Annotated in this window: 25 protein-coding genes, 6 tRNA genes and 3 pseudogenes; 5 read left to right on the top strand and 29 right to left on the bottom strand. The window is 34.4% G+C overall.

Annotated features, from left to right (window positions below; all coding sequences use genetic code 11):
* Positions 1-118 precede the first annotated feature (118 nt).
* Complete coding sequence (locus JCM21714_RS00565) at positions 119-463, top strand: hypothetical protein (RefSeq protein ID WP_035720873.1); 345 nt, start codon at positions 119-121, stop codon at positions 461-463.
* A 27-nt stretch (positions 464-490) separates the two neighbouring features.
* A complete protein-coding gene (locus JCM21714_RS00560; RefSeq protein WP_035720871.1) occupies positions 491-967 on the top strand; it encodes an endolytic transglycosylase MltG in 477 nt (158 codons plus the stop codon).
* A 39-nt stretch (positions 968-1,006) separates the two neighbouring features.
* Here the strand turns inward: JCM21714_RS00560 and phoU are convergent, their stop codons facing one another.
* The 19 genes and pseudogenes from phoU to JCM21714_RS00480 form a co-directional block, all read right to left on the bottom strand.
* Complete coding sequence (gene phoU, locus JCM21714_RS00555; RefSeq protein WP_035720867.1) at positions 1,007-1,666, bottom strand: phosphate signaling complex protein PhoU; 660 nt, start codon at positions 1,664-1,666, stop codon at positions 1,007-1,009.
* Between the two features lie 40 nt (positions 1,667-1,706).
* On the bottom strand, positions 1,707-2,468 hold the full coding sequence (gene pstB, locus JCM21714_RS00550) for a phosphate ABC transporter ATP-binding protein PstB (protein WP_035720865.1): 762 nt from the start codon (positions 2,466-2,468) through the stop codon (positions 1,707-1,709).
* 16 nt (positions 2,469-2,484) lie between these two features.
* Positions 2,485-3,357 carry a phosphate ABC transporter permease PstA gene (pstA, locus tag JCM21714_RS00545; protein WP_035720863.1) on the bottom strand — a complete coding sequence of 291 codons (873 nt, stop codon included), beginning with the start codon at positions 3,355-3,357 and terminating at the stop codon, positions 2,485-2,487.
* Positions 3,357-4,304, bottom strand: coding sequence for a phosphate ABC transporter permease subunit PstC (pstC, locus tag JCM21714_RS00540; RefSeq protein WP_035720861.1), 948 nt, complete (start codon positions 4,302-4,304; stop codon positions 3,357-3,359). Before pstC ends, pstA begins: the two co-directional genes overlap by 1 nt.
* Positions 4,305-4,388: 84 nt before the next feature.
* Positions 4,389-5,399: a PstS family phosphate ABC transporter substrate-binding protein gene (locus JCM21714_RS00535; protein WP_035720858.1), complete on the bottom strand. Its 1,011-nt coding sequence runs from the start codon at positions 5,397-5,399 to the stop codon at positions 4,389-4,391.
* Between the two features lie 185 nt (positions 5,400-5,584).
* The gene (locus JCM21714_RS00530) at positions 5,585-7,264 is read right to left on the bottom strand and encodes a peptidoglycan D,D-transpeptidase FtsI family protein (protein ID WP_369403373.1); all 1,680 of its coding nucleotides are present in this window, start codon (positions 7,262-7,264) and stop codon (positions 5,585-5,587) included.
* Complete coding sequence (locus JCM21714_RS23395) at positions 7,261-7,701, bottom strand: hypothetical protein (RefSeq protein ID WP_369403372.1); 441 nt, start codon at positions 7,699-7,701, stop codon at positions 7,261-7,263. Before JCM21714_RS23395 ends, JCM21714_RS00530 begins: the two co-directional genes overlap by 4 nt.
* 61 nt (positions 7,702-7,762) lie before the next feature.
* The gene (locus JCM21714_RS23390; RefSeq protein WP_369403371.1) at positions 7,763-8,125 is read right to left on the bottom strand and encodes a hypothetical protein; all 363 of its coding nucleotides are present in this window, start codon (positions 8,123-8,125) and stop codon (positions 7,763-7,765) included.
* A 308-nt stretch (positions 8,126-8,433) separates the two neighbouring features.
* On the bottom strand, positions 8,434-8,997 hold the full coding sequence (locus JCM21714_RS23385) for an MFS transporter (protein WP_369403370.1): 564 nt from the start codon (positions 8,995-8,997) through the stop codon (positions 8,434-8,436).
* A 151-nt stretch (positions 8,998-9,148) separates the two neighbouring features.
* Positions 9,149-9,758 (bottom strand): annotated as a pseudogene (sodA, locus tag JCM21714_RS00520) (superoxide dismutase SodA).
* Between the two features lie 202 nt (positions 9,759-9,960).
* Positions 9,961-10,036, bottom strand: a tRNA-Phe gene (locus JCM21714_RS00515).
* A gap of 34 nt (positions 10,037-10,070) precedes the next feature.
* Positions 10,071-10,167, bottom strand: a tRNA-Ser gene (locus JCM21714_RS00510).
* A gap of 15 nt (positions 10,168-10,182) precedes the next feature.
* Positions 10,183-10,258, bottom strand: a tRNA-Ile gene (locus JCM21714_RS00505).
* 15 nt (positions 10,259-10,273) lie between these two features.
* Positions 10,274-10,351 (bottom strand) — tRNA-His (locus tag JCM21714_RS00500).
* Between the two features lie 8 nt (positions 10,352-10,359).
* Positions 10,360-10,439 (bottom strand) — tRNA-Met (locus JCM21714_RS00495).
* 1 nt (position 10,440) lies between these two features.
* Positions 10,441-10,515 (bottom strand) — tRNA-Asn (locus JCM21714_RS00490).
* Between the two features lie 153 nt (positions 10,516-10,668).
* A pseudogene (locus JCM21714_RS00485) lies at positions 10,669-12,310 on the bottom strand (Na/Pi cotransporter family protein).
* A gap of 335 nt (positions 12,311-12,645) precedes the next feature.
* On the bottom strand, positions 12,646-12,798 hold the full coding sequence (locus JCM21714_RS23380) for an NfeD family protein (RefSeq protein ID WP_369403369.1): 153 nt from the start codon (positions 12,796-12,798) through the stop codon (positions 12,646-12,648).
* Complete coding sequence (locus JCM21714_RS00480; protein ID WP_369403368.1) at positions 12,774-13,295, bottom strand: NfeD family protein; 522 nt, start codon at positions 13,293-13,295, stop codon at positions 12,774-12,776. Before JCM21714_RS00480 ends, JCM21714_RS23380 begins: the two co-directional genes overlap by 25 nt.
* A gap of 219 nt (positions 13,296-13,514) precedes the next feature.
* Between JCM21714_RS00480 and ispG the strand changes: the two genes are divergently transcribed.
* On the top strand, positions 13,515-14,618 hold the full coding sequence (gene ispG, locus JCM21714_RS00475) for a flavodoxin-dependent (E)-4-hydroxy-3-methylbut-2-enyl-diphosphate synthase (protein WP_035720856.1): 1,104 nt from the start codon (positions 13,515-13,517) through the stop codon (positions 14,616-14,618).
* A gap of 69 nt (positions 14,619-14,687) precedes the next feature.
* On the opposite strand, the gene JCM21714_RS00470 is transcribed toward ispG, so the two are convergent.
* Both JCM21714_RS00470 and JCM21714_RS00465 read right to left on the bottom strand, forming a co-directional pair.
* On the bottom strand, positions 14,688-15,104 hold the full coding sequence (locus JCM21714_RS00470; RefSeq protein ID WP_035720854.1) for a DUF4190 domain-containing protein: 417 nt from the start codon (positions 15,102-15,104) through the stop codon (positions 14,688-14,690).
* A gap of 86 nt (positions 15,105-15,190) precedes the next feature.
* The gene (locus JCM21714_RS00465) at positions 15,191-15,895 is read right to left on the bottom strand and encodes a lytic transglycosylase domain-containing protein (protein WP_035721778.1); all 705 of its coding nucleotides are present in this window, start codon (positions 15,893-15,895) and stop codon (positions 15,191-15,193) included.
* A 187-nt stretch (positions 15,896-16,082) separates the two neighbouring features.
* Between JCM21714_RS00465 and JCM21714_RS00460 the strand changes: the two genes are divergently transcribed.
* A complete protein-coding gene (locus tag JCM21714_RS00460) occupies positions 16,083-16,367 on the top strand; it encodes a DUF2624 family protein (RefSeq protein ID WP_035720853.1) in 285 nt (94 codons plus the stop codon).
* Between the two features lie 42 nt (positions 16,368-16,409).
* On the opposite strand, the gene JCM21714_RS00455 is transcribed toward JCM21714_RS00460, so the two are convergent.
* The gene (locus tag JCM21714_RS00455; RefSeq protein ID WP_035720851.1) at positions 16,410-17,303 is read right to left on the bottom strand and encodes a deoxyribonuclease IV; all 894 of its coding nucleotides are present in this window, start codon (positions 17,301-17,303) and stop codon (positions 16,410-16,412) included.
* Positions 17,304-17,321: 18 nt separating this feature from the next.
* A complete protein-coding gene (locus JCM21714_RS00450) occupies positions 17,322-18,629 on the bottom strand; it encodes a DEAD/DEAH box helicase (RefSeq protein WP_035720850.1) in 1,308 nt (435 codons plus the stop codon).
* Between the two features lie 139 nt (positions 18,630-18,768).
* Between JCM21714_RS00450 and JCM21714_RS00445 the strand changes: the two genes are divergently transcribed.
* Positions 18,769-19,713 carry a 4-hydroxy-3-methylbut-2-enyl diphosphate reductase gene (locus tag JCM21714_RS00445; RefSeq protein ID WP_035720848.1) on the top strand — a complete coding sequence of 315 codons (945 nt, stop codon included), beginning with the start codon at positions 18,769-18,771 and terminating at the stop codon, positions 19,711-19,713.
* A 151-nt stretch (positions 19,714-19,864) separates the two neighbouring features.
* Here JCM21714_RS00445 and JCM21714_RS00440 read toward each other — a convergent pair whose 3' ends face one another.
* The 6 genes and pseudogenes from JCM21714_RS00440 to dnaG form a co-directional block, all read right to left on the bottom strand.
* Positions 19,865-20,977 carry a Nif3-like dinuclear metal center hexameric protein gene (locus tag JCM21714_RS00440; protein ID WP_035720845.1) on the bottom strand — a complete coding sequence of 371 codons (1,113 nt, stop codon included), beginning with the start codon at positions 20,975-20,977 and terminating at the stop codon, positions 19,865-19,867.
* Positions 20,978-21,072: 95 nt separating this feature from the next.
* Positions 21,073-21,657, bottom strand: coding sequence for a tRNA (adenine(22)-N(1))-methyltransferase (locus JCM21714_RS00435; RefSeq protein WP_369403367.1), 585 nt, complete (start codon positions 21,655-21,657; stop codon positions 21,073-21,075).
* A gap of 75 nt (positions 21,658-21,732) precedes the next feature.
* Positions 21,733-22,095: a cytochrome c550 gene (gene cccA, locus JCM21714_RS00430; protein WP_035720843.1), complete on the bottom strand. Its 363-nt coding sequence runs from the start codon at positions 22,093-22,095 to the stop codon at positions 21,733-21,735.
* Between the two features lie 140 nt (positions 22,096-22,235).
* On the bottom strand, positions 22,236-22,772 hold the full coding sequence (locus tag JCM21714_RS00425; protein ID WP_035720840.1) for a hypothetical protein: 537 nt from the start codon (positions 22,770-22,772) through the stop codon (positions 22,236-22,238).
* A gap of 86 nt (positions 22,773-22,858) precedes the next feature.
* Positions 22,859-23,977: pseudogene (gene rpoD, locus JCM21714_RS00420) on the bottom strand (RNA polymerase sigma factor RpoD).
* A 30-nt stretch (positions 23,978-24,007) separates the two neighbouring features.
* Positions 24,008-25,825 (bottom strand): DNA primase, encoded by a 1,818-nt coding sequence (dnaG, locus tag JCM21714_RS00415; protein ID WP_035720837.1) that lies wholly within the window; start codon positions 25,823-25,825, stop codon positions 24,008-24,010.
* Between the last annotated feature and the right edge of the window lie 248 nt (positions 25,826-26,073).

Genomic DNA, 26,073 nt, shown 5'->3' with positions numbered 1-26,073 from the left:
ATCTTTCCTAAAAGTATAATAGCAAAAAAATAAGTGAATTTCAAGTATATGTTTTATTGTATTCTCAAATATGATATAACTATATATGTGGAAGTTGGTTTTAATTAGGAGGAACAACATGTTATTTACTTTAGGTACGATTATTATTATAGCCGTTATTCTATGGATAGTATCATTCTTTATGCAAGATAAATTCAAACAACTAGAGGATCAATTTGAACAATTTTCGATTTCATCATTACAGGAGACCTATCAATTAAAGAAAAAAATCAATGTATTAGAGGAAGAATTGTTAATAGACGATTTATCTGTCGAACAATCGATGCATCCAAGTTCACCTCACCAAACACCTGTGATGAGAAAAGTAAAAGAATTATATAATCAAGGTCATGATACAGATTACATAGCAAAACAAATAAATATGAATGAGTATGATGTTATTTCTATTATTAAACAATTTTAAACGATCAACTGAGAATGGGGGATTATGTTGAAGCAATTTATTAGAGCCTTTTCTTCTGGATTGTTAGTAGCTGCTGTTATATTAGGTGGAGTATTCTTATTAGAAAACCCATCTGCAAGCTCTGATAATCTTTCTACAGATGAAAAAATCGATCAACTTCAAAAGGATGGCTATTTTGTCTATCAGCAAAATATGGAGGAAAAGTTATCAAATATAGAACAAGAGGTTATGGAACTGAAAAAACATTCCTTAGACAGTAAGGAAGAGAATGGTCAGTCAACACTTGAAGAAACTCCAGTCATAGCTACCATCACGATCGAATCAGGTATGTCGATCACCGATATTGTTGACCTATTAGTAGACCAGAGTATTATATCGGATCGTGACGCATTTATTTCATACCTAAAGGAAAATGAATTAAGCAGATCCATTCAAATCGGTCAATTTACACTTCATGATCAAATGAATAATGAGGAAATCGCAAATATGTTAACAAAACAATAAGAGGATGATCTATTAATAGTTCATCCTCTTATTGTTTACCTATTCATTTAAATCCGCAGATTCACCTTTTACTAGATACATCACATCTTCTCCAACATTTGTAGCATGGTCACCTATTCTCTCTACATAACGGCCACTAAAAGCCATTTGCATTATATGTTGAATTTTTTGAGGGTCTGTTGCTGTTTCTTCTAATAATTCACGTAACATAGATGAATACATGGCATCGATCAAATCATCCATCTCTGCTAATTTTCTAGCTAATGTAATATCTTCATTTTCATACGCCTTAATTGCTAAATCAATCATTTTTTCAGCAATTTCTTCCATTTCTCTGATAGAATGATGTATTTTAATACCATGATCTTTACCTAAATGTATGGTAGATTTAGCAATATTTTTAGCATTATCTGCCATTCTTTCTAAATCTGATGATATACGAATCGCTACAACTAATCTTCTCAGGTCTGTTGCAACAGGTTGTTGTCTTGCTATTAACAATATAGCTGCTTCATTTATTTGAAAATCTAGTTTATCTAATTCTTTATCAGCTTTAATTAATTGTTCAGCCAGTTCTATGTCACTATTATATAAAGCATCTACAGCCTGATGTAATTGATCCTTTGATTTCTTTGCTAATAAAATGATAAGTTCTTCTACCTTCTTAACTTCTGTTTGAAACATTTCTCTTCCTGCCATTTGACACGTCCTCTCTCTGCATTTCGCTACTCAATGATGCTTAACCAAATCGACCGGTAATATAATCTTCCGTGCGTTTATCTTTAGGATTAGAGAATATTTGATCCGTATCAGAAAATTCTACTAATTCTCCATTTAACATAAATGCTGTTTTATCAGAAATTCTTGCGGCTTGTTGCATGTTATGCGTAACAATAATAATCGTATAATCTTTTTTTAATTCTTTGATTAACTCTTCAATCTTTAAAGTGGAAATTGGATCTAATGCTGACGTTGGTTCGTCCATTAAAATTACATCTGGTTCAATTGCCAAACATCTAGCAATACAAATACGCTGCTGTTGTCCACCTGATAATCCGTAAGCATTTTGATTTAAACGATCTTTTACTTCATCCCAAATTGCCGCACCGCGTAAACTTTTTTCTACAATTTCATCTAATACATTCTTCTTTTTAATTCCATGAATTTTTGGACCATATGCTACATTTTCATAAATCGATTTCGGAAATGGATTTGGTTTTTGAAATACCATGCCCACGTGCGTTCTCAACTCTTCAACCATTTGTTTTTTTTCAAAGATGTTATTATCATTATATTTTATAATTCCAGAAGTATTCACAATTGGAATTGTTTCTATCATTCTATTTAATGTTTTTAATAAAGTTGACTTTCCACAACCAGATGGTCCAATTACTGCTGTTATTTCTTTTCTTGGAACTGCCATATTAATGTGATACAAAGCTTGATCGTTTCCATACCATAAATTGAAATCTTCTATACTAAATACGTTTGCTGCTGTCATCAATAGCCCTTCTTTCTTAATATCTTTTTTGAAATTTATTACGAATCCAAACCGCGACTGCGTTCATACATAGTAAAATTGCTAACAATACTATAATTCCAGCTGCTGCGACAAATTGCCATTCCTCCTGTGGACGAGCTGTCCAACTATAAATTTGAATCGGCATAACGGTATACTTGGACAAGAAGGAATCTGGTATAGTATAAATAGCGGCAGCGGCACCCACAATAATTAAAGGGGGGGCGGTTTCGCCAATTGCTCTCGATAATGCTAAGATGGCTCCGGTAATTATACCAGGAATTGATGCAGGCAGTACGATTCGCCAAATGGTTTGCCATTTTGTAGCACCCATAGCAATCGATGCTTCTCTTATTTCTTTAGGTACAGACCGAATTGCTTCTTGTGAGGCTACAACAATAACTGGAAGAACGAGTAGACTCATTGTTAGAGCACCAGCAATTAATGTATATCCCATTGCTAATAAATAGACAAATAACGTTAAACCCAATAAACCAAAAACAATCGAGGGTATTCCGGCTAAATTTTGCACATTTACCTGGATAAAACGAGTGAATCTATTTTGTGTCGCATATTCTTCTAGGTATAGAGCAGTTGAAACTCCCAATATAATAGACACTGGAGCAGTGATACACATCATAAAAACAGAACCCATTAATCCAGCAAATATTCCTGCTTCTTCTATATATGGCGCTGGATAATTCTTTAAAAAATCTATACTTAAATAGCCAAGACCCTGACTTAATATTCGATATAAAAGTGTTGCTAATGCCAGCATAGCCAAACTGATAGCCAGAATAAAAATTCCTTTATATATTTTATTACGCGTAACTCGGCCTTTTATTTGGCTTATATTTATTTGTTGTGTCATTAATAATCCTCCTTAAATCGACGAGAGATATATTGTGACAGAATATTCATAATCAAAGTGAAAATAAATAATGTAAATCCTACGGCGTAAATACTCTTATAAATAATAGAATGAAAAGAGGTATCACCTGTAGCACCCTGTACTATAAATGCAGTCAAGGTTTGAATTGATTCAGTCGGATTAAATGTTAAATTAGGTGTTGCACCTGCAGCAATCGTCACGATCATCGTTTCACCTACCGCTCGTGAAAGTGCTAAAACAATTGAAGCTATAATACCAGATAAGGCAGCAGGTAACACAACTTTTATCGCAACTTCAAAACGTGTGGCTCCCAATCCAAGTGCCCCCCCATCTCGTAAACTATGAGGTACAGCACTCATTGCATCCTCAGATAAAGAAGCAATCATAGGTATAATCATAATACCAACAACTATACCAGCACTTAGTGCATTAAAAATTCTCATTTCAGAAAATATATTTCCTAATAATGGCGAAACAAATGTTAATGCAAAAAAACCATAAACAACTGTAGGGATCCCTGCCAGCACTTCTAAAATTGGCTTAATCACCTTTCTTGTTCTTTCAGTTGCATATTCACTCAAATAAATTGCTGATGCCAATCCGATTGGTACGGCTACACATATCGCAATAAATGAAATCAATAATGTACCTGCAATAAGTGGTGCAACCCCCCCGAAATGATCTGTCCATGGAGACCAATGTGTCCCGAAATAAAAGTCAACTAAAGAAACATCAGAAAAAAATGAAAATGTCTCTCGTAATAAAGTAAATAAAATACCAATAGTAGTTAATACAGAAACAATTGCACACAACAATAAAAATATTGGTACAAATTTTTCAATGCCGTTACCTATATTTTTCTTTTTTTTGTTTTGTTTAATCATGTCCTGAACGGAAATGTTCGCAGTAGATTGTTTGTTCACCATGATAATCCCCTTTTCTTTACCTTGCAAAATGGATGGGACAGACCACTCAATATATAGTGATCCTGTCCCACTTTATATTATATCTTATTTACCTGCTAATTCTTTAATTTCATCTAATTGTTCTTGGTATTTTTCTTCAGGAAGCGCCACATATCCTACTGATTCTGCAGCTGCACCAGCATTTTCGATAGTGAATTTAGCAAAATCATAAACTTGTGGTTTTTCTTTTAAAGAATCAACATTAACATATGTGAATAACGGACGAGATAAAGGTGAATACGAATTATCCTGAATCGTTTCTCCACTTGGTTTAATTGGATTACCATCGCCATTATCAATTGCTAATGCTTTTAAAGTATTTTCATTTTCAATGTAATAAGCATAACCAAAGTAACCAATCGCATATGGATCACTTTTGACTCCAGTAACTAACGTGTTGTCGTCTTCCGATAATGTTGTATTTTCTCCTTCGCGCATTGGATTTTCTTCTAATATAACTTCATTCCAGTAATCGAACGTACCTGAATCATGACCAGGGCTGTAAATGATGATGTCTTCTTCTGGCCAGTCAGGATTAAGATCTGACCATTTTGTTGCGGAACCATCGGCTAAGAAAATTTGTTTTAACTGATCTACAGTAAGAGATTCAACAAAATCATTTTCCTGACTTACTACTACAGAGAGGCCATCATAAGCTACTTCTATTTCATGAAGTGTGATGCCATTTTCTTCCGCTTGAGCCTTTTCTTCGTCTTTAATTGGTCGAGAAGAATTACTAAAATCAATTTCTCCAACAGTTGATTTTTTGAATCCACCACCAGAACCAGATGAGTTTAGAACTGCTTCCACTTCTGGATGTGCTTGATTGTATTCATAAGTTACGTATTCCATAATTGGTAAAACGGTAGAGGAACCATCAATACTTACTGGACCAGATAATTCTGTTTCCTCAGAAGTTTCTTCACTTGCATTTGCTTCATTTTTTGTTTCTTTTTCTTCATTTTCAGTTTCATTTGGTGCATTACCGCATGCTGCTAAAACTCCCATTGTTAATACCGCTAATGCAACTAACATGATTAACTTCCACTTATTCATTTGCTTTTCCCCCTATGGAATCTAGATAATTTTTAATAGCTTTCTTCTGAAAGCTTCTATTACATCGTAACGTACAAGTATTAACCTACTATTAATTAAATGTAAAGACATTGTAAATTCGACAATTTAATATAAAAAAGAAACTAGTTAAACTAGTTTCTTTAGTATTACTCATCACTATAATTTTATTCTTTTGATTTATCTGTTTTATTTTTAAACTCGTAATATGTTTCAATGATCCGTTTACCAATCGCATGATGAACTTGATGCCTATTATCTCCCGTACCATTCTCAGGAACTATAACAGCGAAGGCTACTTCTGGTTCTTCTAGAGGACTATATCCAACAAGCGACAAGTTTTCTGTATAAGCTACTTGCTTACCATCTTCATATTTTGGCTTTTCTGCTGTACCTGTTTTAGCAGCAACTTCATAGGGAAAACCACTCCATTGCCCGGAAGCAGTACCACTTGTAACTACACGTCTAAAACCAGTCTGTACTCGTTCGATATATTTATCATCCATATCAACTCTATTTAAGACTTCAGGATTAATAGACCGAATTAATTCCCCTGGAGTTCCATCACCACCACCAGGTTCTCTTATTTCCTTCACTAAGCGAGGTTTCATACGATATCCATCATTTGCTATTGTAGAAACGTATTGAGCCAATTGTAAAGTAGTATATGTGTCATATTGTCCAATAGCCATATAGAGCAACTTCCCTTGGTCAGGATTTATTCCGGTAAGCCCAGTTGCCTCAAATGGTAAATCGACCCCCCCTGTTTTAACACCTAAACCAAATTGACTAAAATAATTTCTCATTAAATCAAATGCCGCATAATCAAAATTATGAAGAATTTCCCCCCCTTCACGATATGTAGCTCCAGCTATTTTTATAGCAATCCTACCCATATAGACGTTTGAGGATTTTTGAAGTGCTTCTAGATCAGAATTACTTCGACCTAAATAGGAATAAGAAGCAAATCTCGGAGTTGATTTTATTTTTATAGCACTTTCGTCTAATATCGTGCCAATATCGATAACACCCTCCTGATAACCAGCCAACACTGTAGCTCCTTTAATAGAAGAACCTGGCTCATGGGAATCATATATCGTTCGGTATGCTTGATTTAAATATTCTTGTTCCTCTTTATCATATCGAAATCCTGATAATGCTAATATATCCCCCCCTGTTTGAGGATCCATGACTACAGCTAATGCATCTTGCAAATAGCCATTGTTACTACCAGGATTGTTGATCGCTTTTCTCAGTTCCTCTTTAACTATTTTATCAACTTCTGCTTGATATTCCATATCGATCGTTAATATAAGGTCCTTACCACGTTGTCCTTCTACTACCACATCAGAATTAATAACATCTCCATTGGTTGTAGTTGTATATTGAACTTTTTCTTTTCTGCCTCTTAAGACATGTTCATATTCTTGTTCCAAACCACTTGTGCCAACACGGTCATTCCATGTATATCCGTTTGTTAAATAAAATTCACTATTTTCTCGTGGAATTCCCTCATCTGAACTGGTTAAATTACCAAAGAAAGAACTTAATGTTTCGTCATACAATTTTTGGCGTTCCCAATCAATTACTGCATTAATACCCTGAAGCTCATATAAATGTTCTGCAACCTGCGCATATTCTTCATCTGTTAGTCCCTCATTCACAATAACGTGTGGAGATAATTCGAACGCTGAATCCAATTCTTTCTTGATTGCAATCATATTGAGTAATTCTGGTGTCCATTCTATTTGTTCTAGGTCTTCTTCTGTAATTTTATCAAGCTCAACTTGATATTTATCTCCCGAATCAAGCGTTTTTTCTTCATCTGTCAAACGTTCAGCTATCATGTCCGGATTTTGCAAATACCAATACTCTTTTTTATCTCGTTCCCGAATTTTTTTTCTAATTCATTTTCATCTTTAATAATGGTTACGTATTTTGCTAATTTTTCTGCAAGTTTTAATCTGTCCTTTGCATTATCTCCGTTTTTAGGTGGTGTATATGTAATTGATTTGACAGCTTCGTTATCTAATATTAAATCTAAATTACTGTCATACATTTTCCCTCTCGGAACAGGCTTTTCTGATGGTGTATTCTCTGTTTGATTGATTTGGCGTTGTGCTTCTTCCCCCCCGTTTAGGATTTGAACAATTCCCAGCTGCACAATAAGCAAGGAAAATATAAGAAAAACGGTAACAAACAATATATTTAAACGAAATGGTAGTTGTGACTTTTTCTTTTTCAATTTTTTCTTTTTCTTTTTTAATTCAGAATGTTGATTCATACTCATTACCCCCCCCTATCATAACTCCGTCATTATTATAACACGAATAAGGTATGATTTTCTATTTGTGTGAAGAATAGATCAACAAATTTGTTTTACGCACAAAATAATATGCAAGTAAATTACCGCCACCAATAGTTAGTAATAAAATGGGTATTATCTTTACGGGATCAATTCTACTAACCGCTATGATAAAAATTAGAATTGCGGTAACTCTGCCTATATTAATAAACCATTCACGAATTATAATATATTCGATTCTAAGATTTTTTGCATCTGTAGCCTTTCCGATTATATCGTAGGTTAAAGAAATAAACGGCACATTGAATAAAGGATAAGCAAATCCAATCACTACTCCATATGCAAGCAGCATCCAATAGCTTGTTTGGAATACAAAAATTAATACACCAGTATATAATAACAAGCCACCTAAAAAGATTGCTTTCTTTCTATTCTCAACTTTTATTATTTTGGAAACTATATAATAACCAATAAATGAACATAATGAAAAAGTTAAATTAAATGCACCTAATGCAAATTCACTATTCGTGGCAATATAGACCCAAATGGCGATTATAAAAATAAACAGACCTTCTCTTAATCCTTGAAATAGATGGGCATATAAAATATTTCTCCAATCGTGATTTTTTTTTCGCTCATATACTACTTTGCTAAATAAGAATTTATCAGTTGCTTTTCGTTTACTAAGAAAGAAGGAATAAATGATAGCGACTAAAAATAAAAAAAGGATATAAAGAAAATAATACTATATCCTTGAAAATTATCTAACTTAGAAATAATATACCCGGCAAAAAACGGGCCTACCATACCCCCAAATGATTGCAGAGTACCGAGAATACCATTAAAATAAACACGCGATTCAGGTTCAGTCACCTCAAATGTTAACACGTTAAAAGCAAGCCAATAAAACCCATAGCCAATTCCTAAAATCGAGCCCAATAAATATGGAAACTGTGATGCCTTGTCCCCCCCAGCGATTAATACTGTCACATAAAAAACAGATAAAAAAGATATACCTATTCTAATGATGAGGGTGCGATCGACTTTTTTTGCAAATTTACCTGCTATTACAAACGCTATAGGCTGGAGTATATAAATAAATAAATTGTATATAGCAATATCAATATATTCACCAGATTGTTTCCATAAAAAAATATTAACAAACGTATTCGATGATAATGTTGCTAATGCATAAAGTCCTCCAATGGTTAATAGCAATTTTAAATCTTTTAAATTCGGCATCACTGGTTTATTTTTGTTTTTTATTTTGCCCATCTTATACACCTCACTGCAATCTAACCTTTATTTTGGTCTAGAAAGCATGAGATATACATTTTTAATAAGAACTTTTATGCTTTATCCAAATTTTTAATTTTAACCAAAAGAAAGAGACTACATTAATTGTAGTCTCTTTCTTGACAATTTGTTATTTAGCTTCATTATATAAACTTGAAACTTTATTCCAATCCACTACATTCCAAAATGCTGAAATGTAATCTGGACGTTTATTTTGATATTTTAAATAATACGCATGTTCCCATACGTCTAAACCTAATATAGGTGTTTTGCCTTCAGAAATAGGAGTATCCTGATTAGGAGTACTGGTGATTTCAAGAGTACCATTATTAACTACTAACCATGCCCAGCCAGATCCAAATTGACCTGCTGCAGCTGCAGCAAAATTTTCTTTGAATTTATCAAAGCTACCAAATACAGAATTAATTTGATCAGCTAACTCGCCTGATGCTGTCCGCCGCCATTTGGAGATAATAATGTCCAAAAGAGACTATGATTTGCGTGTCCACCACCATGATTCTAACTGCTGTACGAATATTTTCTGGAACCGCGTCAAGATTTGCTAGAATGTCTTCGATTGATTTATTTGCCAAATCATCGTGACCTTCTAATGCAGCATTTAACTTCTCAACATATGTGTTGTGGTGTTTAGTGTGATGAATGTTCATTGTTTCCTTATCAATATGTGGCTCAAGCGCATCATATGCATAAGGTAATTCAGGTAATGTAAAGTTTGCCATGTTATTCATTCCTCCTATTAGAAATTATAGAAAGTGTTTATCCCTTTCTATATTAAATGGTATCAAAACTTTGAAATGAATTGCAACTATTTAGCATGGGCACTGTAAATTTTTTTATACTTTTAAAATCCTCACAAAAGACTTGTCATAAATATTATTATTTTATTGCATAAAAAAACAAGCATCTAAATTGCTTGTTAAGTGGTGGCTCGGGACGGAATCGAACCGCCGACACACGGATTTTCAGTCCGTTGCTCTACCGACTGAGCTACCGAGCCAAATATTATTTTTTTCTTGTCAAAACATTATGTATGGAGGAGGAAGAGGGATTCGAACCCCCCCGCGGCTTTGACACCCCCCCTGTCGGTTTTCAAGACCGATCCCTTCAGCCAGACTTGGGTATTCCTCCGTAATATATAAAGTTTGGTGGACCCTGCAGGATTCGAACCTGCGACCGATCGGTTATGAGCCGATAGCTCTAACCAACTGAGCTAAGGTCCTTTCTTATAATTTAATGGGGGCGACCGGTGGGGATTGAACCCACGCATGTCGGAACCACAATCCGATGTGTTAACCACTTCACCACGACCGCCATCAAATTTGGTAGCGGCGGAGGGGATCGAACCCCCCCCGACCTTACGGGTATGAACCGTACGCTCTAGCCAGCTGAGCTACACCGCCATGGCTCCACAGGTAGGATTCGAACCTACGACCGATCGGTTAACAGCCGATTGCTCTACCACTGAGCTACTGTGGAATAATAATATGTATTTACTGAAGCGACATTTAATAATTTACCATAGGTTTAAAACTTCGTCAATAGTTTTAATGGAATTTCTCCATTTTTTTTGAAGCTATGTTTAAATCAATGTGTAGGAAGCAGTCAATAAGACTACTTCCGCATCTATTCTTAATGTGTTTGTCTTTCTCCTAATACTTCATCAGCAATGTTAACGGCATGATCACCTACGCGCTCTAAATTACTAATAATATCTGCAAATACTATACCAGCAGTACCACTACATACTCCTTCATTTAAACGAATAATATGTTTTTTTCGATAATTTCTCTCCATTTTATCAATTTCATTTTCTTTTTGTATCACACTAAGAGCTGCTTCTCTATCCATTTCATCTAATGCTCTTATCGCTTCTTTTACAGTACTGATCGTTAAATCAAACATATTGTTTAAATCAATCATGCCTTGTTCTGTAATATCAACTTTATTTGAAATTTTATAATTAACCAGTTCCACAATATTTTCAAAGTGATCCCCCCCTATTCTTTCAATATCACGGACCGAATTAATTAATGTCGAATGATTATTGCGCTCATTTTCAGAAAAATGTTTTCCAGATAATTCTACTAAATATGAAGTAATCTCTCGATCAAGATTATTCAGAGCTCCTTCTAATTGCAAAGCCATATCTGCATTTTTTTGACTATTATTATTCAAATACATACTAGTTTCTTCTAGTCCTTTTATCGCATATTCACCCATATGAACTACCTCAGATTTTGCTTGATCTAAAGCAATAGAAGGAGATTGATTTATAAAAATCGGATCCAAATGCTGTGGTTTATATTTTACTGTTGCATCTTCACCGGGTACAAGTTTTGTTACAAGTAATGCTAAAAATCCAATGAAAGGAAACTGAATTAAAGTATTTAAAACGTTAAAGATACCATGTGCAAAAGCAATAGTCATGGCTGGATTTAAGTCCAGCCAAGTTTGGATGTTACTAATCAATATTGTATAAAATCCTAAGAAACTTACCACAATCACCGTACCAATAACATTAAAAATAACATGTGTTAATGCTGCACGACGAGCTGCTACTGTTGCCCCAATCGAGGCAATCACGGCAGTTATTGTTGTACCAATATTATCACCAAATAAAACTGGTAAGGCTGCTTTTAGTTCAATCGCACCCTCTGCCATCAAACTTTGTAAAATTCCAATAGTCGCACTTGAACTTTGCACTATTACCGTGAATAAAGTACCAATAGCAACACCTAGGAGAGGTACATCTGACATGCTAACTGTCAACTCGTGGAACATCTGTATATCTCTTAATGGTTTAAGTCCTGAACTCATTAAATCAAGACCGAAAAACAATGAACCAAAACCAAAAATAGTTAATCCTATATTAGTTAGCCTGTTACTTTTTAAGAAAAATAGCATAAGTGCTCCGACTGCTAGAATTGGCAAGGCATATTCTTTTATCTCTATACCAATAATAAAAGCAGTCATTGTTGTACCAATATTTGCCCCCCATGATAACACCAATTGATTGTCTTAATGTCATAAATCCTGCATTTACTAAACCGATGGTAAGTACGGTTGTTCCTGTACTCGTCTGTAATAAAATGGTAACAAAAATACCAGCCAGAACTCCCATAAAAGGATTACTAGTTGTCTTATCCAAGATACTTTGCAAGCGATCCCCAGCAGTTTTTTGAAGACCTTCTCCTAAGTATTTTATTCCTAAAAGAAATATACCTAAACCTCCAACGAATTCAAATATCATAGCTTGTAAATTTACATCCAACAGTGTTCATCCCTTCTCACAAACTTTTCTTTATGTAGTATCCCCAAAGTGATAAAAGTATTGTCAAATTTTATCTTTACCTTTTATTTATCTTACTATCTGCGACAAAATTAGACATTCCTTTCATTCACCCAATCCATTATTAATGATTATTGAATGTTTTGTAAAGACATTTATATAAAATTTACAAAACCTTTACAAACAATTTTATTATAACAACTATTGGACAAAATGATAGACTTTTTTCCAAATATATATATTATTATATAAAATCATACAAAATCTACATTATCATACGACTGAAGTCTGGTCATAAAAAAAAAAACAGCCAGCAATTATTCTGCTGATTGTTTTCTTAGTTCTTTCACCAATATTCTGGTTCCATCTACTTGATCCACCACAATGTTGGTATTCTTTTCTATCCATCTTCCTTGAGTTATGGCACTATATAATTTATCATCAACTAATATCGTACCAATTGGTCGCATATCTGTAGTGGTGACCCCCCCTGTTTTCCTAATAATTCTTTGTATGTTTGATTGATACTTGAATAACCAGCATCATCTGTTAATTGATCAAACAATGTCATCTTCGTCCACATTTGTCTCTTCTTAAAGACTTTTAAAAAGACAAAAGAAGCCATTGCACCAAGGAGAATTCCGATAACCGCATATAACCCCGCAGTCCAATTCGGTGCTGCAAATCCAACAGAGGCAATCATACAAACCAGACCAATTATCGCCAATGTTCCATCATTAATTATTTTTCCGTCAATAATCATTAACAAAATGCCTACAAAGTAGATAATAATCATGATAAAAAACATTCCCGGTTCTAGAAAAGAGGAAAAATAAATGGTAATAAATCCGATTCCTAAAATACTAAAAATTCCTTTTGCATTTACTAATAATTCCCCCCCGATCAAAAAAAGTGTTGCAAATCCTACTATTACAAAACTCATCCAATCTGCAGTTATTGTAAACATCTCTTCACCCCCCCACATGGTTATTCTATTTCTATCATAACATACGCATGAACGAACTAAATAGTTTCATTTAACTTTTTTATTGAAAGTGTAAGGGAAGATACTTCTCTTTTCTTTCTCTAGCCTTTATAATGAAATATGGAACATCATGTAATATAAGAAGGATTCGAGTTCTTTCTATAATGATGTGGAATTAGAAATAAAGGAGCGATTTTATATATGGCCTTAATCCAGCGAAAAGATACGCGACCTGTTAGAGTTGGCAATGTGATTGTAGGTGGAAAAGACGAAGTAATTATTCAATCAATGACAACTACAAAAACACATGATGTCGAAGCAACAGTTAAAGAAATCAAACGCTTAGAAGAAGCAGGTTGTCAAATTGTTCGCGTTGCATGCCCAGACGAACGTGCGGCAGATGCTATACCTGAAATTAAAAAAAGAATTAATATCCCATTAGTAGTAGATATACATTTTAATTATAAGTTAGCTCTGAAAGCCATTGAAGGTGGCGCAGACAAAATTAGAATTAATCCGGGTAATATTGGAAAACGTGATAAAGTGGAAGCTGTCGTCAATGCTGCAAAAGCAAAAGGCATTCCTATTCGTATTGGAGTAAATGCTGGTTCTCTTGAGCGACATATTCTAGAAAAATACGGTTATCCTACTGCAGATGGTATGGTTGAAAGTGCACTGCATCATATTAAAATATTAGAGGATTTAGACTTTCACGATATTGTCGTTTCATTAAAAGCATCTGATGTTAAATTAGCGATCGAAGCTTATGAAAAAGCTGCTGAAGTAATTCCTTATCCTCTACATTTGGGTATTACGGAATCAGGTACTTTATTTGCTGGAAGCATTAAAAGTGCTGCAGGTATGGGTGCCATTTTAAGCAAGGGCATTGGAAATACGATGCGCATTTCGTTAAGTGCTGATCCTGTTGAAGAAGTTAAAGTTGCAAAGGAATTATTAAAAACATTTGGCCTGGCATCGAATGCTGCTACACTTATTTCCTGTCCCACTTGTGGTCGTATTGAAATTGATTTAATTAAGATCGCTAACGAGGTAGAGGAATATATTTCTTCGATCAAAGCTCCAATTAAAGTAGCTGTGCTTGGCTGTGCTGTTAATGGCCCTGGAGAAGCCAGAGAAGCAGATATAGGAATTGCTGGTGCACGTGGAGAAGGATTATTATTCCGCCACGGTGAAATCATTCGAAAAGTACCTGAAGAAACAATGGTCGAAGAATTAAAGATTGAAATAGATAAAATTGCAGAAGAAATGATTGAAAAACAAAAGAAAGAAGCTCAAGAAGTATAAAAGAGATACGACTCATTTAACTATCACAAAAGCAAGCCAAATGGCTTGCCTTTTGTGATATTCTGACCTTTAGAATGGCATAAAAATCAATGATAGTAAAATCGAAACAACCGCTGTGACAATAGCAGCATTTCCAAGTGTATCCGCACCCTGTTTTTTAGAAATGAATCCTAAAATAATACCACCTATTGCCATTATAAGCGGCCATATAAAGAAGGAAGCTAGTGCTAACACTAAACCTGTCCAACCCCATGCAGTGTTAACGCTTGTCTGCATTTCAGTCTCTTGGTCATCTGCTTCAATGGGCCGATTAAAATCATTTGCGGAAAGTTCTGCAGATGTCTCTGCTTCCCTTTTATATGCCTCATCTACTGCATATAATTCATCAGTAGTTACAAATTGCTCAGTATCTGGAGACTCATCAATACGACCATTATCAATTTTTGGCGCATTTTCTACATGATGCTCTTTCTGATGATCTGGCATAGCTTATTCCCTCCCTTTCTAATTAGAGGTACAAGCATAGTATGTCTCAGAATTACGTAATCTTACGTGGTAATATTTACTTTCCACTAATTAGCAAGCGCAACAAACTCCTTATATTTTTGAGCGTTTGTTTGAATTTTATTAGCATAAACACTGTCCGCATTTCCATTTTTTAATTTATACTGTTCTAACCCAGTCATCCCTCGGTTATAAGCAGTTAAAGTTTCATCCCAGTTATCATACTGATTATATAAATAATCTAAATAGACTATAGATAATTTTATTGAATAATATGGATCATATAAAAGATTTTCTTTATAAGGCATGTCTGCCATGTCTGCAATCCATGGAGCTGTATTTGTCATGAATTGTGCCATTCCATATGCATGACCGTATTTTGTTTCTGGACCTACCAAATTAGGATTAAAAGTGTTTCCGGTTTCGACTTTTAATAATTCATACACAATAAAAGGATCAATCCTATACTCTTCAGCTTCTTTTACCAAATATATAGCCCAAGGTCTTAAAAATTTACCATCACTTTCTTTGACCATAACTTCAGCTACATCAAAATATTGTGGCCACGTTTCATGTGTTAGATCAATTTCTGCGTGGTTAGATTGATTTAAAATATACATTGCTTGAGATTCGATGGTTTCAATCTCTTTTGTTAATTCTATTTTTTCTTTTTTTAGTGCTTGCATTTCTTTTTGATATGAATTTATTTGATAATAGCTTACTCCCGCAATCACTAAAACCAATACAATGCTAATCCATTGCATCTTTTTCATCACAACTACACACTCCTTTTTTTGTCAATGGTATACATCTGACAATGTAGTTTACCTACAGCGCTATATGCTAGCGAAAAATATCGCTTATTGCAAATAATACATCTTATCTTCTTATAACCTATATGCACCAAAACGAAACATAAGTGCATAAAATAATGTATTATTATATAAAGGAGTTTGTTTAATGAATGAATTCACAAAACGTATCATGATGAATAAACTAAAAGAATTGACAGCAAAAGAAGTGTTAGAGTACTCACAAAAGTTCCATTTAACAATTTCCAAAACACAGGCACAAGCTATTACTAACCATTTAAAAAATAGCAAATTTGATCCCACTATTTCTGAGGATAGAGTAAAAATGTTTAAAAAATTAGCAAAGATTACCGATATGGAAACAGCAAATGCTTGTCAGCAACTTTTCCAAAAGTTAATAAAAGAATACCGCATCGAACACTATTTTCATTAGAATAAATCAATCCCTGTTTCATGATATGAAACAGGGATTGATTTATTGATTTATAATTTTTTCTTTTAAATCTGGAATAAATAAGCCATTTTTTAGCATCTCAATTTCAAATTTATATGGTGGTTTTTTATTCTTTTTATCTTCTCCGACATAAGGTGTTTCTAATATCTTAGGCAGTTCAGCAAGTTGTTTATGATGGACAATCTTATGAATGGTATCAAAGCCGATGTGACCAAAACCGATATTTTCATGACGGTCTTTCCCAGCTCCTTGCACATTTTTACTATCATTGATGTGCACTACTTTTAATCGGTCTAATCCGATTATTTTATCAAATTCATTTAACACTCCATCAATATCATCAACGATTGGATAGCCTGCATCATGAATGTGGCATGTATCTAAACAAATAGAAAGCTTTTCGTTATGAGTCACACCATCAATAATTTTTGCAAGTTCATCAAATGTTCTACCGATTTCTGTACCTTTTCCTGCCATCGTCTCCAAAGCAATTTGTACGTCTTGTTTTGGATCTAAAACTTCATTCAATCCTTCAATTATCTTTGCTATTCCTATGTCAACACCTTCACCTACGTGCGCACCTGGATGCAAGACAATTTGTTTTGCACCAATCGCTTCCGTCCGATCTATTTCACTTTTCAAGAAAGAGGTTCCAAGTTCAAATGTTTCTTTCTTTTTTGCGTTACCAATATTAATAATGTATGGCGCATGTACGACAATATCAATAATACCATTTTCTTTCATATGCTTTTGACCTTCATCAATATTGAGTTCGTCTATTGCTTTTCTTCTCGTATTTTGAGGTGCTCCAGTATAAATCATTAAAGCTGTTGCACCATAAGATGCCGCTTCTTCACTTGATCCTAATAACATCTGTTTACCGCTCATAGAAACATGTGAGCCAATCTTTAACATAATATCTCGACATCTCCTCTACTTCTTATAGTTATTGCGTTGAATTTTCCTTTTTGCCTTTTCTTGTTGGAATTTCATTTTTTTCTTATAACCAGGTTTCACTTTTTTAGGTTTTTTCACTTGTTGCCAGGCCTTGCTTTCTGCATCATCTTCTTGTTTCTGACGTTTTTGTCTGACGTTCCATGCCTTTGCTTCTCGCCATTCTCCTTTAAACACATCATAAAAGGTAAAGGTTAATCCTTTTTTCTCTAATTTTTGGACTAAATGAATATCATCCTCATTATAGAGACTAATAGCTGTACCTTCCATGCCTGCTCTCGCAGTCCTGCCAACCCGATGGATATAGAAAGACTCCTCTTTTGGTAATTGAGCATTTATAACATGGCTAACACCTTTAATATCAATTCCTCTTGCTGCCAAATCCGTTGCAACAATATACTGATATTTTAATTGTTGAATCTCCTTCAGTACTCTTTTTCTTTCGCGTTGATTTAGCCCACCATGAATTAAGCCTACATTAAGACCTTTAGTCTGAAGTTGTTCGACTAATTTATTAGCATTTTCTTTTCCATTAGTAAAGATAATCGCTAAATATGGATGGATCAATTGATATATCAAAATAACGTCAGCTGCTTCGCGGTGTTTTAATGCGACCAAGCGATGTTCTAGTTTCTCAGGAGCTAAGCGATCGTCTAACTTAATATATACTGGGGAATGTAAATATTTTTTTAGAAATGGTTGTAATTTTTCAGGAATGGTAGCAGAAAAAACCATCACTTGTATGTTAGACTCTGCATTAGTTAAAATACGATCAATATCCTCAATTAATCCTAGTTCTAGCATGAGATCAGTTTCATCCATAACAAAAGATCGTGCAGAATATATATTTAAGACATTCTCTTGCAGCAAGTCCAATATTCTGCCCGGCGTACCTACTACAATGTGTGGTGGTTCTTTCATTTTTTCTATCATTCGTTTTTTATCTGTACCACCTATAATCAATTTCGCACGCCATACATCTTCATTTTTAGATAATTGCATAATTTTCTTCACTTCATCATATATTTGTATCGCTAACTCTCTTGTAGGTGCTGTCAGGACGATTTGTGTCTCTGACTTTTCAGGATCCAATTGATTTAATAATGGAATCAAAAAAGCATGTGTTTTTCCCGAACCCGTCTCAGATTGCCCGATGATATCCTTTCCTTTTAACACTTCTGGAATAACTTTCGTCTGAATTGGTGTAGGTTTAGAAAATTTTAATTCTTCAATAACATCGTTCATCCAATCATTTAATGCGTATTGTCTAAATAAATTTTTATTCATATTAATCTCCTTCTAACTAGCAAATATCTTTGTCAATTAGGCCAAATACCATTATAATATAAGTATTGGACAAATTTGAGTCCACTATTTCTTATTTTACTTGATCTCTAATAGAAAGTACAGAGGGGGGGGAACGAGAATGGAAGTAATTAAAATAGCGCCCAGGGGCTATTGCTATGGTGTCGTTGATGCAATGGTTATCGCTGCAAACGCAGTAAAAGATCCCAATCTACCTCGTCCCATATATATTCTTGGTATGATTGTTCATAATTCACACGTTACAAATGCCTTCGAGGAGCAAGGTGTTTATACATTAGATGGTAAAAATCGTGAAGAATTATTAGAAGAAATAACTAGTGGCACGGTGATTTTTACTGCACACGGTGTTTCACCGATGGTAAAAGAAAGAGCAGAAGAAAAAGGATTGACCGTGTTAGATGCTACTTGTCCAGATGTCACTCGGACACATGATTTAATCAGAAAAAAAGTAAATGAAAATTATGAAATTGTCTATATCGGAAAAAAAGGCCACCCAGAGCCTGAGGGTGCTGTCGGAGTTGCACCTGGTCATGTGCACCTGATTCAAAACCAGAAAGATGTTGAGGCACTTGAATTATCCGCTGATAAGATTTTAGTAACAAATCAAACCACAATGAGTCAGTGGGACGTTTATGACGTGATGCTAAAAGTACAGGAAAAATATCCTCAAACAGAAATGGAACAAGAAATATGTATGGCTACGCAAGTACGACAAGAGGCTGTGGCTGAACAGGCAAAAGACGCTGATTTGACTTTAGTTGTTGGTGATCCAAGAAGTAATAATTCGAATAGATTAGCTCAGGTTTCAAAAGAAAAAGCTGAAACACAAGCATATCGGATAGCCGATGTTTCAGAAATAAAACTGGAGTGGTTAGAAGGCATTAATAAGGTGGCAGTTACTGCTGGTGCATCAACTCCGACACCTATCGCAAAAGAAGTGATTAAATTTATCGAACAGTATGATCCAAATAATCCCCCCCAAACATGGGATATAACGTCTAAAGTAAAAAAAGATAAAATACTGCCAAAAGTCAAAGCGAAATAATATGATACAAAAGAAAGATAATTCGCATAACTGATGAGAAAATTTTGAAATGGTATGATTGCTTTGCATTAATAAATCATTCAAAATGGCCACAGAGGTTATCGCGAAGTGTCTTTCTTATATATAATAATCGGTATCGGTAAGAATCGATTTATCTATATCTAAATGGATCTGTGGAGAGGCCCGATGCGATGATATCTATCTTATCCGGTAAAGCATTCAAATGATCCATAAAATATTTTTTGACACCCTCTTTCATTATTTCTTCCACATGATGGCCAGGATCAATTAAGCATAGACCAGCTTCTTCAGCCTCCTGCGCCTCATGAAACGTTAAATCCCCAGTAATATATAAATCTGCACCAGCATCCATAGCGGCAGTTATATATTCTTTCCCACTACCTCCTAGTATTGCTACGTTCTCAATCATTTTATCTGGTTTTCCTACATAGCGTAGAGAGGAAATTTGAAGTTTTTCTTTCACCAAATCACAATACTCCTGCAAAGTCATCGGATGTGCTAGCTTTCCAATTCGCCCTAAACCTTGTACTTCTCCTTTAATTGCTAACGGAAATAAATCATAGGCCATCTCCTCATAAGGATGTGCGCTTATTGCTGCTTGTAGCACAGTGGAAAGTTGAGACTCTTTAACGATCGTTTCCAATTTGTATTCTTCTACTCGTTCGATTTCTCCTTGCGTTCCAATAAAAGGGTTCGTACCCTCTAAAGGTTTAAAAGCACCGGTTCCTATAGATTGAAAACTGCAGTGACTATAATTTCCGATATGTCCAGCTCCTGCTTCACCAATCGCAGCTGTTATTTCTTTGATATGACTACTTGGCACATATACAATAAACTTATATAATTTTTCTTCTACAGTAGGTATTAAAACACTCGTATTTTTAATTTCTATTGCTTCTGATAGCAAATCATTTATACCACCATTCACAACATCTAAATTCGTATGGGCCGCATAAACAGCAATATTATGTTTGAGTAATTTTTGAACGATATGTCCTTTAGGTTCTAGCGTATCTATTATTTTTAATCCTTTAAATAACAATGGATGATGAGCAATAATTAAATCTACATCTTTTTTAATCGCTTCTTCCACTACTAAATCTACTACATCCAAACTAATCAACAGTTTTTTTACTTCTTGTTTTTTATTCCCTACTTGTAATCCAACATTGTCCCAGGATTCAGCATAATGCTTTGGTACCCATTTCTCAAAAAGTGTTATCACATCTTCAACAGTTGTCATCTTTCAAAACCTCCTCTATCCAGTTTATCTCTTTTACCAATTGTTCAATTTTTTCTTGCGGTGGTAATGAAGCTCGTTGCATCTGACTTAAAAGACTAAGTCGTTTTATTTTTTTCACTCAGCCATTTCTGTTGAAAAACGTCTGTTTTTTCTTCTAACAGAAAAGGACCGAATAATAATTGCTGATTATTTAATTTTTGTTGTTTTGTATAAAAGTCACATACAATTATTTCATATACATAGCCTTCTTCTAAAATAATCGCTTCCGCAGTAATACGATAGCTATTGTCTATTACCCACTTGCGCACAAGATGGGCATCAATATTAGGTTGAAGTATTAATCGCTGCACACCAGACAGTTTATTTTTCCCATTATTTAGTATCGAACAAATTAATTTCCCACCCATACCCGCTATGGTTATTTGATTCACTTCTCCTGGGCTAATAACTTCGAGTCCATTTCCTTTACGTACATCTATTTGTGCTGCTAAATGTTGATCTAATACTGTTTGCTTAGCTCTTTGATATGGACCCTCATTTAATTCGCCTGCAATGGCTTTGGCTTTTGGATGTTGAACACAGACATAGCAAGGCAAATAAGCATGATCAGAACCTATATCGGCAAAGCAAATTGGATCCTCTAAATAATTAGCAAGCTGTTGCAATCGATTCGAAAGCATACTATTCTTCCTTTCTATTTTTAAAATACGATGAAAAAAGCTTTCTGTGTTATACAGAAAGCTCTTGTTTTGATATTATTTTTTCTCCGCTAACCATTTGGATAAAATCTCTGCTTCCTCATTTGGTACAACTCCGCTGGGCATACCAGTTCCTTCAATTCCATTTACGATGATTTCATAAATCTCTTCTTGGTTATACTTACTACCAATGTTCTGCAAGCTTGGACCAGTAGCACCTTCCAGATCGCCACCATGACAGCCGATACAGCTTTGGACAATAGCTTCAGGATCTTCTCTTATCGTGCTTTCTTCGCTGCTTTCTTCACCGTCACTCGCAATTTTATCTTGTTCATTAAGACCAATTACCGAAAAGATAATCATCGCCAAAATCCCGAGTACGGCAATAAGTGCAAAAGGTATAATTGGATTCTTTTTCATTTCATTTCCTCCTTCATTTCCCATTCCTGATGATAATATTAATCCAACAATTCCAACTATTATGTATCATAGAAACATCTTTATTTTACTTCAAATTATCCAATTAGAAAAGAGATTGTCTTTATAATTCACGAAATCGTCTAAAAAATTTGAAAACCATATAGGATTGCGATAATAATTAACATAAAAATACCTGCTACTTGCAAGAAAAATTGTCTTTTAAGTTTCCCAAAGACAATCCAAGATAAGCTGTTAACTAGCATCCAAGGATAAATAATCCACCAAATTTGAATATAATCATTTAATAATAATGTGGTAGAAAATAAAAACACGGCAAAAAATATCATAACTGCATACGAGTTTTGTAATTTTGTGTGATGAATAAATACCCTCATCATTCCCACTGCTAAAAATAAAATGGCTATAATACCTATGATTTGTAAAATGATTTGATTGCTAAATTGGAACAACAATACAGGAAGAAGTAATATTATTGTATCAAAAAAATAATAGAACAAATAATAAGATGTTTGTTTTTTCTCTTGCTTTTCATCAATTATGCCTTCACCTTCTGTGTAAAGGGCTAATAAAAAATTACAATAATGAGTTGGCAATAGTTGATGTGACTTCCAATAATTTATTTCATTTATAATAATTTTCTTGCGTTCTTCCTCCATATTACCATCTCCAAGTCTTCCGCACTTTACCTTATATATCGGATAGCACGTGAAACTTTTAAAGATATTTCAGAAGAATTTAGGAATTATTCCAAGAAATCCTTTAGACGTTTACTTCGACTTGGATGACGCAATTTGCGTAATGCTTTTGCTTCAATTTGACGAATTCGTTCGCGTGTAACACCAAACACTTTACCGACTTCTTCCAAAGTTCTGGTTCTGCCGTCATCAAGACCAAATCGTAAACGTAGTACATTCTCTTCTCTGTCTGTTAGAGTATCTAAAACATCCTCTAATTGTTCTTTTAATAATTCATATGCTGCATGATCTGAGGGCGAAGTTGCTTCTTGATCTTCAATAAAATCACCTAAATGTGAATCATCTTCTTCCCCCCCAATAGGTGTTTCAAGAGAAACTGGTTCTTGAGCAATTTTTAAAATTTCTCTTACTTTATCAGGTGTTAATTCCATATCTTTCGCAATTTCTTCTGGAGTTGGTTCACGACCTAAATCTTGCAGTAACTGACGTTGCACACGAATTAATTTATTAATGGTTTCTACCATGTGAACTGGAATACGAATGGTCCTTGCCTGGTCAGCAATTGCTCTTGTGATCGCTTGACGAATCCACCATGTTGCATACGTACTAAATTTAAAACCTTTACGAAAGTCAAACTTTTCTACCGCTTTAATTAGTCCCATATTACCTTCTTGAATAAGTCTAGAAATAACATACCGCGACCAACATAACGCTTTGCAATACTTACAACAAGACGAAGATTGGCTTCAGCCAAGCGTTTCTTAGAATATTCATCGCCTTCTTCTATTTTTTTTGCTAACTCTATTTCTTCAGAAGCAGATAATAAATCTACACGACCAATTTCTTTTAAATACATCCGCACTGGATCATTAATTTTAATACCTAAAGGAACACTTAAGTCATTTAAATCAAATTCTTCTTCTTTTGAAAGTTGCTGCATCGTTGGATCATTATCTGAATCCCCTATTACTTCTACACCTTGTTCGTTAAGATACTCATAAAATTCATCTATCTGATCTGATTCTAATTCAAAATTCGACAATCTTTCTGCTACTTCCTCATATGCTAAGACACCACGCTTTTTTCCTATTTCTAACAATTGGTCTTTTTGCCTGATCAACTGTTAACTCTGTTTCTTTAGAACGTGATGGTTTATTTTCTGCCATGAGTGCCCCCCCTCCTTCCAAAAACTAAACTCAATTTTTCGATTGCTGTTTTATCTTTATAATTTCCATTGCTACTTTAGCTGCTTCTTGTGGATCAGTTTTCTCTAATTGTTTCATCTTTTGTTGCATTTCTGTTATTTTCACACGATTAACTTGGTGAGATTGAATAATATGAATATAATCTTCCAGCTCTTTTTCAGTCATTTCCCATGAGTTATCTAACATCGACAATTCAACAACCGTTTGCTGAAGATCGGCATCGTTTAGATAGGTGATAAAATGACTTGAATCTGCCCCATTACCTTCTTCATAGAAACCATATAAATGTGTTGCAATAATTTGATATTGTTCACTGTTAAATTTAGATCCAATTGTTTCTTTAACTTTTTCTGCAATATTGACGTTTTGGAGCATATATGCCAATAGCTGCCGTTCTGCATTTTTATAAGCTGGCGGCAACTGCTTTTTCTTATTTACTGGATAATTCTGCTGATTACCACCCTTAGTATTACCAAACCTTTGTTGGTTATCATCATTTTTTTGAACATTTCGCATTTGAGACATTAATTCTTGTGTTAAGGCATCATACGATAGTTTGAATTCGTCTGCCAATTCACGAAGATAATAATCTCGTTCAACTGAACTATGCAGGAGTGCTATCTCCTCTATTACTTTTTCTACATAATGAAGCCGATCTCCTTCAAGATTTAAATTAAAATCTTTTTTTAAGAATTTCATTATAAATGACATCTCAGTATTTGCTACTTCAATTACTTGTGTTCTAAATTTAACTTCTCCAAATTCCTGGATAAATTGGTCTGGATCATATTTATAAGGTAAAGCCGCAACTTTAATCGTACATCCTACTTTTTTTAATAACTTTATGGCTTTATATGTTGCGGAAAGCCCTGCATTATCCGCATCATAACAAACTAATACCGTATCAACATATCTTCTCAAAAGCGAGGCATGTGTTTCTGTTAAAGATGTTCCTAAAGATGCAACACCATTTAGCACGCCAGCCTGATGTGCAGCAATTACATCCGCATAACCTTCAAAAAGAATTGCTTCACCCTTTTTCCGAATTTCAGATCTCGCAATATCAAAGTTATACAGTAAATTGCTTTTTCTAAATAAAGAGGATTCAGGGCTGTTAAGATACTTAGGTTCTTGATCAGTTATTGTTCTACCACCAAATCCAATCGTTTTCCCAATGGGATTTCTGATCGGAAAAATTACCCTTCCTTGAAAACGATCAAAATATTCACCGTTCCCATTGGTAGTAAGTAATCCAGCATTAACCATCACTTGTTTGTGGAAGCCTTTCTTTTCTAGGAATTGCGCAACAAAATCCCTAGAGAGTGGTGAAAAGCCAATTTGGAAGAGGTTGATAACTTCATCTGAGAATCCTCTATCATGTAAATATGCTAAGGCTTGTTTTCCATCTTTGGTATGTCTTAATAAATGATGATAGAGCTTCGTCAACCATTGATGGGCTTCTAAAATGGCTTGTTCTTCACTACTCGGAGTCTTGTGATCAGATTGTTTTAAGTCTGGTACGATTTGACCGGATTTTTCAGCTAAATAATGGAGAGTTTGTTGAAAGGTAAAACCCTCCATTTCCATAATAAAAGTGAATATATTACCACCTTTTCCACAACCAAAACAATGATAAATTTGTTTATCCTGATTTACAGAAAATGATGGTGTATTTTCCGAATGAAAAGGACATAGTCCGAAATAATTTCGACCCTGTTTTTTTAACTGTACATAATCTCCAACAACGTCCACCACATCGTTAGCTTGACGAATAGATTCAATTATTTCATCTGACACGTGATTGGTCATTTGTGATCACCATATCTTCCTATTACCAAAGAAATTTTCGACATTTTTCTCGAAATTCCCAATAAAAAATAGCTTTATAATAACTAACTTGTTAATAATGTAATACCCTCCATTGGAATTGCTATAAACACAATATATACAAAATTTATGATCAAAAGTTAACATATTGTCGAATACTATAAGTATTCACTATTAATAATTCTACAAAAATAGGCAATATCCTGCTTCATTCTATTATTTATTAATGA

This window comes from Gracilibacillus boraciitolerans JCM 21714, assembly GCF_000521485.1.
Classification (GTDB): Bacteria; Bacillota; Bacilli; order Bacillales; family Amphibacillaceae; genus Gracilibacillus; species Gracilibacillus boraciitolerans.
The sequence above is the reverse complement of the archived record's forward strand: the minus strand, read 5'-3'. Positions and strand labels throughout refer to the sequence as shown.

Bases quoted from the DNA above. Each gene is read 5' to 3' on its own strand.
- JCM21714_RS00460 (WP_035720853.1), top strand. From the start codon at position 16,083: ATGAATGAATTCACAAAACGTATCATGATGAATAAACTAAAAGAATTG.
- JCM21714_RS00565 (WP_035720873.1), top strand. From the start codon at position 119: ATGTTATTTACTTTAGGTACGATTATTATTATAGCCGTTATTCTATGG.
- JCM21714_RS00445 (WP_035720848.1), top strand. From the start codon at position 18,769: ATGGAAGTAATTAAAATAGCGCCCAGGGGCTATTGCTATGGTGTCGTT.
- ispG (WP_035720856.1), top strand. From the start codon at position 13,515: ATGGCCTTAATCCAGCGAAAAGATACGCGACCTGTTAGAGTTGGCAAT.
- JCM21714_RS00450 (WP_035720850.1), bottom strand. From the start codon at position 18,629: ATGAATAAAAATTTATTTAGACAATACGCATTAAATGATTGGATGAAC.
- JCM21714_RS23385 (WP_369403370.1), bottom strand. From the start codon at position 8,997: ATGGGCAAAATAAAAAACAAAAATAAACCAGTGATGCCGAATTTAAAA.
- JCM21714_RS00535 (WP_035720858.1), bottom strand. From the start codon at position 5,399: ATGAATAAGTGGAAGTTAATCATGTTAGTTGCATTAGCGGTATTAACA.
- JCM21714_RS00465 (WP_035721778.1), bottom strand. From the start codon at position 15,895: ATGAAAAAGATGCAATGGATTAGCATTGTATTGGTTTTAGTGATTGCG.
- pstA (WP_035720863.1), bottom strand. From the start codon at position 3,357: ATGACACAACAAATAAATATAAGCCAAATAAAAGGCCGAGTTACGCGT.
- JCM21714_RS00480 (WP_369403368.1), bottom strand. From the start codon at position 13,295: ATGTTTACAATAACTGCAGATTGGATGAGTTTTGTAATAGTAGGATTT.
- JCM21714_RS23380 (WP_369403369.1), bottom strand. From the start codon at position 12,798: ATGCGACCAATTGGTACGATATTAGTTGATGATAAATTATATAGTGCC.
- cccA (WP_035720843.1), bottom strand. From the start codon at position 22,095: ATGAAAAAGAATCCAATTATACCTTTTGCACTTATTGCCGTACTCGGG.
- JCM21714_RS00455 (WP_035720851.1), bottom strand. From the start codon at position 17,303: ATGTTAAAGATTGGCTCACATGTTTCTATGAGCGGTAAACAGATGTTA.
- JCM21714_RS00435 (WP_369403367.1), bottom strand. From the start codon at position 21,657: ATGCTTTCGAATCGATTGCAACAGCTTGCTAATTATTTAGAGGATCCA.
- phoU (WP_035720867.1), bottom strand. From the start codon at position 1,666: ATGGCAGGAAGAGAAATGTTTCAAACAGAAGTTAAGAAGGTAGAAGAA.
- JCM21714_RS00440 (WP_035720845.1), bottom strand. From the start codon at position 20,977: ATGACAACTGTTGAAGATGTGATAACACTTTTTGAGAAATGGGTACCA.
- JCM21714_RS00425 (WP_035720840.1), bottom strand. From the start codon at position 22,772: ATGGAGGAAGAACGCAAGAAAATTATTATAAATGAAATAAATTATTGG.
- JCM21714_RS00470 (WP_035720854.1), bottom strand. From the start codon at position 15,104: ATGCCAGATCATCAGAAAGAGCATCATGTAGAAAATGCGCCAAAAATT.
- JCM21714_RS23395 (WP_369403372.1), bottom strand. From the start codon at position 7,701: ATGAATCAACATTCTGAATTAAAAAAGAAAAAGAAAAAATTGAAAAAG.
- dnaG (WP_035720837.1), bottom strand. From the start codon at position 25,825: ATGACCAATCACGTGTCAGATGAAATAATTGAATCTATTCGTCAAGCT.
- pstC (WP_035720861.1), bottom strand. From the start codon at position 4,304: ATGGTGAACAAACAATCTACTGCGAACATTTCCGTTCAGGACATGATT.
- pstB (WP_035720865.1), bottom strand. From the start codon at position 2,468: ATGACAGCAGCAAACGTATTTAGTATAGAAGATTTCAATTTATGGTAT.
- JCM21714_RS00530 (WP_369403373.1), bottom strand. From the start codon at position 7,264: ATGATAGCTGAACGTTTGACAGATGAAGAAAAAACGCTTGATTCGGGA.